The sequence below is a fragment of the Bradyrhizobium sp. Pa8 genome (assembly GCF_052588265.1).
Map to the genome: position 1 here is coordinate 4,363,420 of NZ_CP176767.1, position 13,066 is coordinate 4,376,485.

The 13,066-nt window shown below is 63.1% G+C and carries 14 protein-coding genes; 6 read left to right on the plus strand and 8 right to left on the minus strand.

Annotation, left to right across the window (positions count from 1 at the left end):
- Positions 1-334 precede the first annotated feature (334 nt).
- Positions 335-1,111 (plus strand): class I SAM-dependent methyltransferase, encoded by a 777-nt coding sequence (locus ACKWRH_RS19660; protein ID WP_445221935.1) that lies wholly within the window; start codon positions 335-337, stop codon positions 1,109-1,111.
- Between the two features lie 72 nt (positions 1,112-1,183).
- Complete coding sequence (locus ACKWRH_RS19665) at positions 1,184-2,059, plus strand: MBL fold metallo-hydrolase (RefSeq protein ID WP_445221936.1); 876 nt, start codon at positions 1,184-1,186, stop codon at positions 2,057-2,059.
- Positions 2,060-2,344: 285 nt separating this feature from the next.
- Here ACKWRH_RS19665 and ACKWRH_RS19670 read toward each other — a convergent pair whose 3' ends face one another.
- On the minus strand, positions 2,345-2,839 hold the full coding sequence (locus tag ACKWRH_RS19670; protein ID WP_445221937.1) for a hypothetical protein: 495 nt from the start codon (positions 2,837-2,839) through the stop codon (positions 2,345-2,347).
- A gap of 86 nt (positions 2,840-2,925) precedes the next feature.
- Positions 2,926-4,035, minus strand: coding sequence for a DUF937 domain-containing protein (locus tag ACKWRH_RS19675; protein ID WP_445221938.1), 1,110 nt, complete (start codon positions 4,033-4,035; stop codon positions 2,926-2,928).
- Between the two features lie 929 nt (positions 4,036-4,964).
- Between ACKWRH_RS19675 and ACKWRH_RS19680 the strand changes: the two genes are divergently transcribed.
- Complete coding sequence (locus tag ACKWRH_RS19680; protein WP_445222440.1) at positions 4,965-5,228, plus strand: DUF3551 domain-containing protein; 264 nt, start codon at positions 4,965-4,967, stop codon at positions 5,226-5,228.
- A 102-nt stretch (positions 5,229-5,330) separates the two neighbouring features.
- Here ACKWRH_RS19680 and ACKWRH_RS19685 read toward each other — a convergent pair whose 3' ends face one another.
- The 3 genes from ACKWRH_RS19685 to ACKWRH_RS19695 all read right to left on the minus strand — a co-directional run bounded on the left by ACKWRH_RS19685 (position 5,331) and on the right by ACKWRH_RS19695 (position 7,365).
- Entirely contained in the window at positions 5,331-5,687 is a 357-nt protein-coding gene (locus ACKWRH_RS19685) for a PilZ domain-containing protein (protein WP_445221939.1), read from the minus strand.
- A gap of 353 nt (positions 5,688-6,040) precedes the next feature.
- Positions 6,041-6,289, minus strand: a complete 249-nt coding sequence (locus ACKWRH_RS19690; protein WP_445221940.1) for a hypothetical protein — start codon at positions 6,287-6,289, stop codon at positions 6,041-6,043.
- A gap of 116 nt (positions 6,290-6,405) precedes the next feature.
- Positions 6,406-7,365, minus strand: a complete 960-nt coding sequence (locus tag ACKWRH_RS19695; RefSeq protein ID WP_445221941.1) for an alpha/beta hydrolase — start codon at positions 7,363-7,365, stop codon at positions 6,406-6,408.
- 125 nt (positions 7,366-7,490) lie between these two features.
- Between ACKWRH_RS19695 and ACKWRH_RS19700 the strand changes: the two genes are divergently transcribed.
- The gene (locus ACKWRH_RS19700; protein ID WP_445221942.1) at positions 7,491-8,168 is read left to right on the plus strand and encodes a nitroreductase; all 678 of its coding nucleotides are present in this window, start codon (positions 7,491-7,493) and stop codon (positions 8,166-8,168) included.
- Between the two features lie 422 nt (positions 8,169-8,590).
- Here the strand turns inward: ACKWRH_RS19700 and ACKWRH_RS19705 are convergent, their stop codons facing one another.
- From ACKWRH_RS19705 to ACKWRH_RS19715, 3 genes are read right to left on the minus strand one after another with little or no spacing between them, the layout of a single operon-like run.
- Positions 8,591-9,712 carry an HD-GYP domain-containing protein gene (locus tag ACKWRH_RS19705; protein WP_445221943.1) on the minus strand — a complete coding sequence of 374 codons (1,122 nt, stop codon included), beginning with the start codon at positions 9,710-9,712 and terminating at the stop codon, positions 8,591-8,593.
- A gap of 42 nt (positions 9,713-9,754) precedes the next feature.
- Entirely contained in the window at positions 9,755-10,087 is a 333-nt protein-coding gene (locus ACKWRH_RS19710) for a PilZ domain-containing protein (RefSeq protein WP_445221944.1), read from the minus strand.
- Positions 10,084-11,190, minus strand: a complete 1,107-nt coding sequence (locus tag ACKWRH_RS19715) for a DUF2336 domain-containing protein (protein ID WP_445221945.1) — start codon at positions 11,188-11,190, stop codon at positions 10,084-10,086. Before ACKWRH_RS19715 ends, ACKWRH_RS19710 begins: the two co-directional genes overlap by 4 nt.
- 302 nt (positions 11,191-11,492) lie before the next feature.
- On the opposite strand from ACKWRH_RS19715, the gene ACKWRH_RS19720 reads away from it, so the two are divergent.
- Together ACKWRH_RS19720 and ACKWRH_RS19725 are read left to right on the plus strand one after the other, a co-directional pair.
- Positions 11,493-12,422 carry a helix-turn-helix domain-containing protein gene (locus ACKWRH_RS19720; protein ID WP_445221946.1) on the plus strand — a complete coding sequence of 310 codons (930 nt, stop codon included), beginning with the start codon at positions 11,493-11,495 and terminating at the stop codon, positions 12,420-12,422.
- A 51-nt stretch (positions 12,423-12,473) separates the two neighbouring features.
- Entirely contained in the window at positions 12,474-13,064 is a 591-nt protein-coding gene (locus ACKWRH_RS19725) for an NADPH-dependent FMN reductase (protein ID WP_445221947.1), read from the plus strand.
- Positions 13,065-13,066: the final 2 nt, after the last annotated feature.

Genomic DNA, 13,066 nt, shown 5'->3' on the forward strand with positions numbered 1-13,066 from the left:
AGATAACGCGGCGTGGCTGTGGTCACGTCACACCGAAACCAAGGTCCCGGCCGCACAGGCATGCGCGTATGAGCCTTGAGCACTGCGAACTCGCTCGTTACGCTGAAGAAAAAGCGGGAGGAGACGCGTGAAGCAACTGCGGATCGGCGACATCACCATCGATGCGGTGATCGAGCGGGAAGGACCGGGATTGCGGTCGTGATCGGCAGTGACCCGATCGGTTGCCGACATTGCAAGTGACCGATCCGCAACTGTGAAACGGTCGCGACCGCGCAAGCCTCGCGCAACCCTCACGGGCGATGGTCCGCTCTAGGCGAAGATCGCGGAACGGGGCATGATCACCAAACTGAAAGAGATTTCCGCGGCGCCTCTGCCGTGCAAGATCTGCAGCGCAGAGGCCGCACTGTTCGGCGTGGTCGACTTCGCCAAACATTGCAATGAAGCGCGCGGCAGGCGGCTGCCGCTGTTGGGGAAGCCGGTCTATTACCACCGCTGCCAAGGCTGCGGGTTCCTGTTCACCGATGCATTCGACGACTGGAGCGAGGCGAACTTCAAGACCGAGATCTACAACGACGATTATATCGAGGTCGATCCCGACTACAGGGAGGCCCGGCCGACCAGCTGCGCAAAACTGGTGCAAGACCTGTTTGGAGCCAGCAAGGCCGAGTTGCGCGTGCTTGACTATGGCGGCGGTGGCGGCCTGCTGAGCACGACGTTGCGCAGCTCCGGCTTCCTGGAGGCGCAGACCTTTGATCCCTTCGTGGCCGATTTCTCGCGGCCGCCGCAGGGGAAATTCGACATCGTCACCTGCTTCGAGACGCTGGAGCACATGCCCGATCCGACGGCCGGCATCGCCGCCATCGTATCGAGCACAAAGGAGACCGGGCTCGTGCTGTTCTCCACGCTGCTGCAACCGCCTGATTTCGAGACGCACGGCGTCAATTGGTGGTATGTCGGCCCGCGCAACGGTCACGTCTCGATCTTCAGCCGTGCGGCGCTTGTCCGTGCCTGGCAGAACCACGGCTATTTGACTGCCTCCTTCAACGACAATCTGCACATGGCCTTCCGCTCGTTGCCCGGGTTTGCCCGGCATCTGCTGAAGCAGGCCTGAGCGGCGGCCGGCGCATCTTGAACGCGGTGGTCTTGCCCGCTACGTTTTCTCCCAAAAAGGGAGCGAACAACCATGAAGCAACTGCGGATCGGCGACATCACCATCGATGCGGTGATCGAACGGGAAGGGCCGTGGCGGCGGCCGCAGGATTTCTTCCCGGCCTATGACGAGGGCGTGTTCGCCCGTCATCTGCCGACGATGGAGCCGGAGGTGTTCGATGCCGCGCGCGGCATGATGGTCATCACCTATCAGACATTTGTCGTGCGCACACCGCGCTACACCATCCTCGTCGACACCTGCACAGGTGAGGACAAGGGCCATCCGCCGCCGTTCGACTTTCCCGGCAAGGAGCGTTGGCGCAACGAATTGTTCGCACTCGGCATCTCTTTCGAGCAGATCGACTACGTCTTCTGCACGCATCTGCACATCGACCACACCGGCTGGAATACGACCTTGCGCGATGGCCGCTGGGTGCCGACGTTTCCGAATGCGAAGTACGTCTTTCACAAGGGCGAGTACGCGGCCTGGGAGGCGGAGAATGCCAAAGGCAACAACCCGCCCGGCACCGTCTTCCGCGACAACTGCCTTCCGATCGTCGAGGCCGGGCAGGCGCTGCTGGTGGACGACGACTACGCGCTCGATGACACCGTCACGCTGACGCCGACGCCGGGGCACTCACCCTGTCATTGCTGCGTGAACATCTTTTCGAAGGGTAGCCGCGCGGTGGTCGCGGGCGATCTCATGCATCACCAGATCCAGTGCCGCGAGCCGGACTGGTCGGCGAAGCCGGATTGGGATGCCAGGCAGTCGGCGGTCTCGCGGCGAAAGTTCTTCGCCTCCGTTGCGGACACCGACACGCTGATCCTGCCGATCCATTTCCCGGCACCGACGGTGGGGCTGATCAAGCCGCTCGGCGCCGCATTCGACTACCGGTTCAGGCGGGACTAAGCATGTACGGAAGTTGCTGCTTCGGCTGAAGCCGAAGTTTCGCACCGCTTTGATCACGGCCTGGGTCGCCGTCGATATGTGAAATGAAAAACCGCTGGCCTTTGGGAAGCCAGCGGCTCTGGTAGGGGCATTGTACGTAGTGGGTGCTACGCAAGCCCAATTTAGACCAATGTGCGGTTCGCGCTTATCCAGGTCAAACCTGGACAATCCGCAATTCGACCGGTTCGTCATCTTGCAAACCAATGGCGCAGGGCGCGGAGAGGTAGGGCGTGCGGTGCACCGAGATCAGATGCCAAGCGCGCTGGAGATTTCGCCGAGGGTTGCTTTCTCGGCGTCGCTGACCTGAACACCCCCACCGAACAACCCTCCGCCTTCCGATGCAGCCTCAGCCGTCTTTTGGCTAATCTGACGCAGCCAGCCCTTGAAAGCCGCGGCATCATCCGGAGCTTTTGCAGCAAGCAGCGCCGTGACCTCGCGCAACGATGCGATCGTCTTGCTCTTGATCTCGGTCTGCGTGCTCTTGCCGAGTTCTGCTTTCAACCCGTCATGAGCCGCGGCCCGGCCGTCGCTCGTCTGGAAGTCGGCGACCACAGCCTTTACCAAGGGGTTGGCATTGGGGTCGGTCGCCGCCTGGGCGAGCGCGGTGCCGCCGGCAAACGATTCCTTCAGAAGACCAAACAATCCGCTCGGTTCTGCAGCCGTAATGGCCATTCCCGCATTCATCGGGCTTCTCAGGAGGAGCGCCCATTCATCCTTGGTGAAATTGGTCTTGTCGGCCATGGAGTCTTTTCCTTTCATCTTGCGGGACGGGAGGCTGCGAAACACCTCCCGTCGCTGCAGTGTGGCGAGTTCATTGCTGGGACGTCTCAGACTTTCGCCAACTCGTCGAGCTTGGCACGAAGATTGTCGATCACGGGCTTCGCGATTGTGCCGGCCGGCGTTGCGGAGATCTTGTCGCACATCTCATTGATGGCCGGGGCCGCCGCGACGATCAGCTTGGCAAGCGCGCGTCGTCCTTCCGGAGAAAGCTTGGCCGCCCGCGCCGTGATGCCATCCAGCTGTGAGATGGCGTCGTTGATCTTCGGCAGGGCCGCCTGCGCGCTGGCTTGATCGGTGATGGTTGGCAGTTGGGCCTTCAGCGTACCAAGGGACGAATTGACCTGGTTCGCCAGATTCACCCCGTCAACGGTCAAATCCGCGGGCGCCATGCCCACGGTTCCGGCCGAGGGCGGCGTAACGTTTGTACTCTGAGCGACCGTCTGCTCGGTCGGACGCTGAAGCGCGTATATGGCAAGTCCGGCAACGATAACGAGTGCGCCGAGCCAATATGGCCATTGCGTCCGGCCGGCGGCCATGGCCGCCTGGCTCGCGCCCGTGGCGCCGGAAGCGCCGGCGATCCGGCTCCCTGTGGCGGCGGCTGTGGCCATTCCACTGCGCGCCTTGTCGATCAGGCCCGCGGCGCCGAGTTGATCACTGAGGCCCGATGGAATCGCCGCCATGATCTGATCTTTCTGCGAGCGCAGAAGCGATGCCAGTCCGTTTGCATCCATCCCGGCGTCTTGCTGCTGCTTGCTGAGCATACCCAGGACCAATGGTCCGACCATGGCGAGTAACGACTTGCCGCCGCCATCGCCCGTTCCCGCGAATTTGCCGATCGCCTGGGCCATGGTGTCCGTGGTTCGGCCTCCAAGCAGTCCGGACAACATGCTCGAACCGGTCTGAGCCAGGTCCGGGGCGCCGGCGCCGCGCAGCATATCCATGGGATTGCTGCCTTGCTGTTGGGACAGCAGTTTTGACAGTTGATTGGCGCCGGCCGGGGTTCCGACCAGATCCGACAGGCTGGCCAATATTGTCGGGATGGCCGCTATTGCGGCCTTCTGCGCCACGCTTCGGTCCATGCCAAGAAAGGAGGCGATCTGCGCAATGACTTCAGGGGTCAAGAGCTGTTGTGCAGCTGAAACGAGATTGACGGCCATGGCGGTCTCTCCACTACGTTGCAGGTGTGTTGATTGCCCCCCATCCCCAAATTTGATGTGACAGACGTCGATGGTTCCGAACGTCGCCTATCGCCCAAGTTGAGATTGCATTGATCGTCCGACTCTTTGATCCAGATCAAAGGTTTCCGGTGCAGGTCAAATGCGAAGAGTTCGGCGCGAGAAATCCAGTGCGCTGCGGCCCATCAAGCGGACCTAATTGAGAAGCATCGATGTTTCGCTGATGGGCCAAGATTGGCTATCGGCTCCGAGCACCGCAATGTCTGCTAGCGGGCATGATGACGCACGCGAGCGAGGCCTTTCGGCAGTATTGTCAGTCGAATGCACCTCCAGGCAGTGGGATTGTACCAGAAGACAATTGCCCGTCGCGCGGACTTCTACGTTACTGGCAGTGCGCGGGAGGGCCGCGGTCCGCGCCTCGATGACGGTCCCGGAACCCACACTCAACCCAAGTCCGGGGCCGTCGTTTTGGGTAATCGAAATTGATCAGAAGGATCGTCAACCGCGTATCGAACTTCGCCAGCTTCTTGCTCGCCATCCCCGGATGCGGGCGCGCGGCACTAGCTTGCCCGCGCTGCGGATGTGAAGCTTCCCGCGAGAACGTTCAGCGGGGACGAGCTTTGAGATGCTCTCACCTGATTTGCGAGCAATGCGGAAAGACCAGTGATATTGCAGGATGGCGGCTGCAGGGTCTTTCCGAGCAAGGCTCAGGGCCGCTTATCGGATGAGTTATGTCCGCCGGCCCGAGGGCGAGCGCAGAGGTGCCGATGTGGGCGCGCCGGAATCGTTCGCGCTTTCGTCGAGCGACGACACAGGGGCCAAGAAGCGTCGCAAAGCGTCTCCTGTGTCGACATGAGCGGCGGTCGAACCGGAAAGCTTGGACGATCCATTTGGAGGAGGCGGCGATGCGGATGCTCCGTTGGCTAATCCTGGGCAGTGCGGCGATCCTGGCGATCGCCTCGGCTGCAGCTCAAACTTACGATCCCAGCCACCCCGTCTGCCTTCAGAGATGGGAGTGGGGTGGCAGCACCTATTTCGAATGCGCCTATACATCATGGGATCAGTGCCGAGCGACGGCGATCGGACTCTCCGCGATGTGCGTGGAGAACCCCTATTGGCCGCGACCGCAGTGGAGGCTAACAGGCGGCCGCTTGCGTTCATCTGCCCCATACTGATGCGCCTGGCGACAGCGGCGAAGCAGCAGACTCCCAACCCCATGGAGCCGGTACGGGAAGTGCCCGGGCCTGTTCGATAGCATCGTCGGCGCGCGCGAGCAGTCAGGTCGACACTTCCGGGCTAAGGACCCCGCCGCGGCATACGAGCCGGCGATCAAGTCGCACCACATTTGCGGGCGCGCCGAAATCGTTCGCTGCTTTCTGCGAGCGACGACGCAGGAGGAAGGAAACGCCGCGGAGCGTCTGCTTTCTCCATACGACGCGGCAGAAGAAAATTCCGGAGTGGCCGTCGAACGACAACACAAACTCGTCGGCAAATATGTAGTACGGCGCGGAGATGCAGGCACCCAAGGCGTTGATATCACGCACCAGGCACGGATGAGTCTCGCGAAGTTCACCAAACGATAGCCGCGCCGCCCGGTTGATCGGTATGCGCTTCATTGCACGACGTTCGATCATGGCGAGATGCTCCCAATGAAAGATAACTTCCAATCGAACGATCGCAGCGATGGCGATCGCACTTGACGAAGTCACTTTCCCGGTCCCGCCGATATCCGGAAAACGGCAATTCCCGCACGTTGATCTGCGCGGCTTACGCTAACAAGCAGCGTTGTTGTCTTATTAAAATTGGATCGAGTTGGTGGTTAATTCGGATGGCTTGACGACAACGTTACAAGCGGACGTTCATGCTTTCGACCTGGTCCGGCCATCTGATTCTTTGCCACACGGACACACATATGCGGATGCCCGGGACAGGCCCGGGCACGACGGAGTTGCAGAGTGTCCGTGCAGCAGTGGCGAACCAGCAGCGATCAGGCGCCGACTTCGCACTTCTTCATGAAGCTGTTCTTGGCGGCGCCGGCGAGCGGCTTGCCGTCGGCGCTGACCGCCTTGGGCGCGCAGGCGTCGGCCTTGCACTTCTTCATGAACGAGGTCTTGGCGGCGCCGGCGAGTGCCTTGCCGTCCTTGCCGACCGCCTTGCTCTCGCAGGTGTCGTCCGCGAAGGCCGAGCCCGCTGCAAAGGTGGCGACGATCGCTGCGAGAAAAATCCGCTTCATCATGGGTGTCTCCCTAGGACAAAATTACCAAGCGGATTGGAGCCGCGAATCGTGGCGCAATCAAGCAGGATCGATGCGCGCCACGACCGACATCGCTGATTATTCCATTCATCTGCGGTTCAGATTCCGCGCGCGAGCAGTGCCTTGAAGTCGGCCCGTGCGCGCTGCGCCTCGGCCTTCGCGACCGCGGAAGCATCGCCAAGGCCGAAATAGCCGTGGATCAGGCCGGGGCCCTCATGGTGCTTGACGCGGACGCCGGCGGCCTCCAGCGCCCGTGCATAGGCCGCGCCCTCGTCGCGCAAGGGATCGAACCAGGCGGTCGTCACGATGGCCGGCGCGACGCCGGCGAGCTCCGCGCGCAACGGCGAGACCCGCCAGTCGGCGGCATCCTTGGGATCGGCGAGATAGTGGCCGCAAAACCATTCCATCGTCGCCCGTGTCAGAAAATAGCCGTCGGCATTCTCGGCGCGCGACGCAAAGCGCGCGTTCTCGCGCGGGTCAGCGTAGCGGCCGACGACGTCGGTCACGGGATAGACCAGCAGTTGTGCCGCGAGCGTGATGCCGGCGTCGCGGCAGGCGATCGCGGTGGCGGCTGCGAGATTGCCGCCGGCGCTGTCGCCGGCAACGCCGAGACGCTTTGCATCGCCGCCAAATTCCGCGACGCGGTTGAAGATGTCACTTGCGGCGGCTAACGCGTCCTCGAAGGCGCCGGGAAAGCGCGTTTCCGGCGGGCGCCGATAATCGACGGAGACGACGACCGCGCCGGTCTCGATCGCGAGATTGCGCGCCTGCCGGTCGTGGGTTTCGAGGTCGCCCGCGACCCAGCCGCCGCCGTGGAAGAAGACCACGGTCGGCGCAGGATTGGGGCCGACGCGATAGACACGTGCATCGAGCGGGCCGGCGCCGCCTTTCACCTTGATATCCTGCACGGTGTCGACGGGCGGCGGCGGCACCTCCGCGCGCGAGGCAGCCAGTGCGCGCAAGGCATCGCGCGCGCTCTGTGGCGTCATCGTGGTGGGATCGCGCAGCGGCAGCAGCGGAATGATCTGGGCGATGACGGGATCGAGCGGTGCGGGCATTTGGGGGTCCTCGCTGGGTTCTTGGTCTTGCTTGCGGGGTAGCATAGATTTGACGTACCGCATCGGCAACCGGTTACGCGTTACAATTGCAATGCCGCGGAATGAACGATCAGGGAGGTCAAGAGTTGGAATTCGAAACGCTGGTCCAGTCGCGCCGCAGCGTGCGCGGTTTCAAGCAGCAGCCGGTGCCGCGCGCGGTGATCGAGGCGATCATCGAGAGCGCCAAGCGCGCGCCGTCGTCGATGAACACCCAGCCCTGGCATGTGCATGTGCTCACAGGCCCTCCGCTTGAAGAGCTGCGCCGCCGCAACATGGAGGAGATGGTCGGCGGCGCCAAGGTCAAGCGCGACATCATCAGCCACGGCGAATATCAGGGCGTGCATCGCACCCGGCAGGTCGACATCGCCAAGAAACTGTTCGGCGCGATGGGGATCGCGCGCGACGACAAGCCGATGCGGCAGGACTGGGTACTGCGCGGCTTCCGCCAGTTCGACGCGCCGGTCTCGCTGGTGCTGACCTATGACCGCGTGCTGGATCCTGGCGCGGTCTGCCATTTCGATCTCGGCGCGCTCTGCTACGGCATCGTGCTCGCGGCCTGGGATCGCGGTCTCGGTTCGGTGATCAACGGGCAGGGCATCATGCGCTCCGACATCGTGCGCGAGGTCGCGAGGATTCCGGAAGACGAGGTCATCATGACATGTGTCGCGATGGGTTATCCCGACGACGGCTTCGCCGCGAACGCCGTTCGCTCCGATCGCGAGGGCAACGACGATTTCGTGCGTTATGTCGGCTTTGCCGACTAGGGCGAGAAGTCACAGATGCGCACTGCGAGCCGGCTGAGGCGACGGAAAGGAGATTATTCTCTCGTCGAAATTTTTGATGCCGAGCCGTTAGTGGCCTCTTGCAATCTCGATCGCGCGGGAGGAACAATACGCGCAGTAAAAGGTTTGTTGCTGGCGCGAGGGAATCGACATGCGGCGGCTGGCTAGCCTGGTTCGACGGTTCTTCGGTCCGCGACCGCGGTATCCGATCGATGATGATCCAAATCTTCCCTTCACACCCGATGAGCTCGGCAAGCTGATCCGGAGTGGCAGACGCGAGGACATGAAGCTGCTTGCGGAAGGACTGGCCTCCCGGTCGATTCCGCACCGCGCCAAATACCGGGCCACGCACTAAGCGCGGTTCGTGAAGAGGTCCTCGCGGCGGGATCGCTGCGCCTGCGCGGTCAGCGCGTGAGCGCAACCTCCTTGAACGAAGTTACGAGGGCCTTCTCCAGCTTGCCGGTCATCCCGCAAAGAATGTTGTAGGCCTCGGTGCGCGGCATCGTCGGCTTATAGTGCCGGTGTTCGATCAGCGCCGCGAAGATGTCCGAGATCGTCAGGATGCGGACGATGTCATTGATGCTCTCGCCGCACAGCGCGTCGGGATAACCGCTCCCGTCGAGATATTCGTGATGATGCCGCACGGCGTCGAGAATCTCGGGCGAGATTTTCTCGTGATCCTTCAGAAACTCGTAACCCGCCGCCGGATGCTTCTCGATCATGGCGCGTTCGTCGGTGTCGAGGCGGCCGGGCTTGTCGAGGATCGCAAGCGGAATCTGCGCCTTGCCGATGTCGTGGAACATGGCCGCGGAATACAGCCGCTCGAGATCGGTTCGCCCGACGCCGAGGCTCAGTCCGAAGTCGATCGCCACGCCGGTCACGAGCAGGCAATGCTGGTATGTTCCCTCATGGTGACGCCGCACGGTGGCCAGCCATTCGGACAGGCCGTGCTCGGTGATGCGGTCGGCGATCCTGCGGCCCGCTTCCTTCGTGCCGTCGACGTCGAGGGGCTCGCCGAGCGTGACGGCCGTGAACATCGAAGCGATGGCGGTCGCCGCGGCTTCGACGGCGTTGTCCGGTTGCGGTGCGTCACTTGAGGCGCCAGAGGTAAGCTCGGCCGGATCAGCCAGCGCTGCCAGCAGCTTGCTCTTGTTGATCGCCCCGGGAAGAACGAGGGTGGCGCCGAGTGCGTAGGCCTGCGAGATACCGACGTGAGACGAGTGCTCGACGAGGAAGATGCGCTTCGTGGCTTTCGCCAGCTTGCCGGCGCGCTTCTTGATGGCCGCGATGTTGCCGACGTCACGCAGCTCCGCGCGAACGACGACCGCGAACGGCACTTGTGACAGCCTGGCTTCCGCATCGAGTCGTTCGCCGGCGACGGTAAAATGCCGTTCGAGGGCCGAGCAGACGCCCGCCAATTTGTCGGACGAATCGGCCAGCACATGCACAAACGGGCGAACCGCTTCCGTCGTTCGGATACCGCCGTCGCTTTTGACGGGGCTGGATATGGTTCGGGCACTCTGCACGGCGGACCGGGACTATGATGACATTGAATGAGCTTCTGGAGCCTATTTGTTTGGCGTGGAGTTGGGGGCAGCAGCCGCTTTTGCGCTCGCCGGCTTCTTCTTGCCGTCTGCGGTGATGAAGTGCACGCCGGCCATGGTGCCGTCGATCCACACCAGTTCGCACCGCCGGTAAGCAAGCCCCGTCGATGACAGCAGCATGAAGAATTCCTTGGCCTGGAGCACGTCGAGCGTCCCTTCGACCTCGATCTTGGCGCCACTTTGCGACACGTCGAGCAGGAAGCAACTGCGTCGCCAGGTGCCGTCGGAGCCCATCAGATTGACAGCCTGCTTGTGATCCATCCGTACGCGAAGCGCCTTTCGACCGTCGAACCTCATCGGTTAACCCCCATTTTTGTGCCGCGATGTCCCGGATCGCTTGGGTTGGCACTCGCTGCAATTTCCCCCCAGCGCACTGTCCATTGGCTGGTCGACAAGAGAAGCGTTTCGAAGATCTGCTGCGCCCGTTCGCGCTCGACGAAGGAGAGCCGTGTGCCGCTGCGGTTGCTCAGGATCGCGAGCGTGGTGGCCCAGTTCAGCCGCGCGGCCCGGCAGGCCATGATGAGGCCCTCGCAATCGTCATCGGTCATGACGTGCTCCACGATCTCGATCGGAGCGCCCGAGAGCACCGACAGCGCCGTGAACAGATTGGCCGTCTCGCCGCGGATCGTGAAGCGGTTCACGGTGGAATCGTTGAGCTTGCCGACGCGGGCGAGGGCGACGATCTCCGGCCTTGCGCTCGCATAGTCGGCCGGGCAGGGCAGCTTGGGCGGAACCGGCGCGGCTGGTTGTGCGGGTGGAACGGCGGATGCGTTGGCCTTGGCCGGCGCCTTCTGGGCGGGCGACACGGAGAGCAGCTTCCGGACGACCAGGTCGGGCGTGCCGGGCCGCAGCACCAGCGCCTTTGCAATCTCGCCGTCCGGATCGGCCCTGGCGATCAGCGCAGCGTAAGCTGCCTCGGAGAATTGGGTTCCTGCGTTCTTGACCAGCGCGAGGCAGATCGGGCCGCCGCGCTTGATCAGCGCCTCGGTCACTTCAGGCTCGATCGAGTTGCGCGCGGCGATCGCGCGTTGATGCCGCTCGCCGCACGAGGCCGCGATCGTCGCGAGATCGGTGGCGGAGATCGCCTGCGATTTGAGGAGGACAGGACAGGCCACGTCCGGGTCGTCGTGTGAGGCAAGGCGCTGCAATGTCTCGGGCGGGGCCACCTTGAGCTCGGCAAGCGCGGTGCTGAGTTGAACGAGCGCCCTGGCCTCGACGCGTTCCGTCAGTCGCAGTAGAACGCCGTCGACCACACCGGCGAGCAGTTCCTGCGGCCGGTCGCGGCTACCGGTGAGCAACTGCACAATGCCCGAGAGGATGCGTGCACAGCGGTCGGGCGGGCACGTCGCGACCGCCTGTTCCAGCTCAACCAGACTATCAGCAGGCAAATTTGCCATCATGGCAGGGGCCTGACTCAAAAAAATCGCGACTATCCAATGACCTTCATTGCGCCTGACAGGCGTTAATTTGAAATTTAGAGCTTGATCGACGGGGTATCAGCGCACCGCTGGCGGCGCTGGAAACGCTATCGAAATTCGGCGAGGCTCGATGCGGCGACTTGTCCTTTGAACCGGCCCCTCGCCAACTGAACGAGATGAATTAGGATGATTCTTTCGGTCGAACGGGACAACCGAAAGGGGGGAACTCGGACCGGCAGCGCCGCCGGACGCGCGTTGGTTGCGACGCGACGTTTCACATTGCCATGAACAGTATTGCGCCCAAGGTATTTCGCTTCTCCGACGTCGATGAATTTCGAAATGCCATACGAGGCCTGAATTTCGAGTTCACGCCCTTCGTACGGAGGATTTCGGCCGAGCAGACCATACTGTCGCTACCCGGTTGCGACGTGAATTTCACGCGGGCGTTTCCCCGCGTCGTCGACGCGCAGCTCATCGAGAATTGCACCGCCATCGGATTCACGATGGACGAGCTCAACGTGCCCATCCGCTTCAACGGCTCGCAGCGCGCCCGACCGGTCATCGTCATCGGCAGCGGCGGCGCCGCCTACACCACCATCGAGGAGGTGCAGCGGCAAATTGCCTCGGTGATGTTCAGGCCGGAGGTGACGGATCGCGGCTGGCCGCACGCGGTATCCAGCTTCAAGATATTTGAAACGACGGCTGCGAGCCTGAACCGGCTGCGCAGCCTGGTCCGGGAGGTGCTGGCTGCTGCGTCGGAGCCGATCGGAGCCGCGGAGGTGCCGCTGAAGGCTGCAGCCATGAAGGAGTCCCTGCTTGGCGCCGTCGACGACGCGTTCGAAAGCGTCGTTCCCGCGCGATGGACCCTGCGTCCCAATGACGAACGCAACTTCAGGATCTTCCGGGAGATCCGTGCGCTTCTGTCCGACGACCTCTCGCAGCCGATCTACAGCGAGGAGATCGCGCGCAAGCTCAACCTGTCCGTCCGCACCCTGCACGACGTCGTGCGCCGCTATCGCGGCATGAGCCTGCATCGCTATTTGCGCCTGCGCCGGTTGTGGCTGGTGCGCCAGCGCCTGCTCGCCGGTGCGGACAGCGTCAAGGCCGTCGCGCTGGCGTTCGGCTTCTGGCATCTCAGCGACTTCTCCAGAAGCTATCGCGACCAGTTCGGCGAGACGCCGTCGCAAACGCTGGAGCTCGGACGACAACGGTAGCGCGGCAAATCGGTTGGGGCCGTATCGCTGTTTCGTGCTAGCGTGCCGGCCATGAGCAACCGCATCCTTGTCCTCTACGGCTCCTACCGTTCCGACCGCATGGGCGTCCGCCTTGCGAATTTCGTCATCGATCGCCTGCGCCAGCGCGGCGAGGAGGTCGAGTTCATCGACGCCAAGGCGATCGGCCTGCCGATGCTCGACCGCATGTACAAGGAATATCCCAAAGGGGCGGCACCCGAGGCGCTCGAGAAGCTGGCCGGGCAGATCCGCGGCGCCGACGGTTTTGTCTTCGTCACCGGCGAATACAATTGGGGCATCCAGCCCGGCCTGAAGAACCTCACCGATCACTTCCTGGAAGAGTGGTTCTGGCGCCCGGCCGCGATCGTGAGCTATTCGGCGGGCCGACTGTCCGGCGCACGCGCCTCGACCGCCTGGCATGGCACGCTGTCGGAGATGGGCATGGTCGTGGTGTCGAGCACCATCGGCGTCGGCCCGATCGCGCAGACGCTGTCGGCCGAGAGCGAGCCGATCGGCGAGGGCGGCAAGGCACTGGAGCGCTCGTTCCCGCGCTTTGCCGATGACCTGCTGTGGTGGATCGAGGCCGCCAAGACGCAGCGGACGCGCAAGGCGCCGCCGTACTAGGC

Bases quoted from the DNA above. Each gene is read 5' to 3' on its own strand.
- ACKWRH_RS19715 (WP_445221945.1), bottom strand. From the start codon at position 11,190: ATGATGGCAAATTTGCCTGCTGATAGTCTGGTTGAGCTGGAACAGGCG.
- ACKWRH_RS19660 (WP_445221935.1), top strand. From the start codon at position 335: ATGATCACCAAACTGAAAGAGATTTCCGCGGCGCCTCTGCCGTGCAAG.
- ACKWRH_RS19685 (WP_445221939.1), bottom strand. From the start codon at position 5,687: ATGATCGAACGTCGTGCAATGAAGCGCATACCGATCAACCGGGCGGCG.
- ACKWRH_RS19670 (WP_445221937.1), bottom strand. From the start codon at position 2,839: ATGGCCGACAAGACCAATTTCACCAAGGATGAATGGGCGCTCCTCCTG.
- ACKWRH_RS19695 (WP_445221941.1), bottom strand. From the start codon at position 7,365: ATGCCCGCACCGCTCGATCCCGTCATCGCCCAGATCATTCCGCTGCTG.
- ACKWRH_RS19720 (WP_445221946.1), top strand. From the start codon at position 11,493: ATGAACAGTATTGCGCCCAAGGTATTTCGCTTCTCCGACGTCGATGAA.
- ACKWRH_RS19690 (WP_445221940.1), bottom strand. From the start codon at position 6,289: ATGATGAAGCGGATTTTTCTCGCAGCGATCGTCGCCACCTTTGCAGCG.
- ACKWRH_RS19675 (WP_445221938.1), bottom strand. From the start codon at position 4,035: ATGGCCGTCAATCTCGTTTCAGCTGCACAACAGCTCTTGACCCCTGAA.
- ACKWRH_RS19725 (WP_445221947.1), top strand. From the start codon at position 12,474: ATGAGCAACCGCATCCTTGTCCTCTACGGCTCCTACCGTTCCGACCGC.
- ACKWRH_RS19665 (WP_445221936.1), top strand. From the start codon at position 1,184: ATGAAGCAACTGCGGATCGGCGACATCACCATCGATGCGGTGATCGAA.
- ACKWRH_RS19680 (WP_445222440.1), top strand. From the start codon at position 4,965: ATGCTCCGTTGGCTAATCCTGGGCAGTGCGGCGATCCTGGCGATCGCC.
- ACKWRH_RS19710 (WP_445221944.1), bottom strand. From the start codon at position 10,087: ATGAGGTTCGACGGTCGAAAGGCGCTTCGCGTACGGATGGATCACAAG.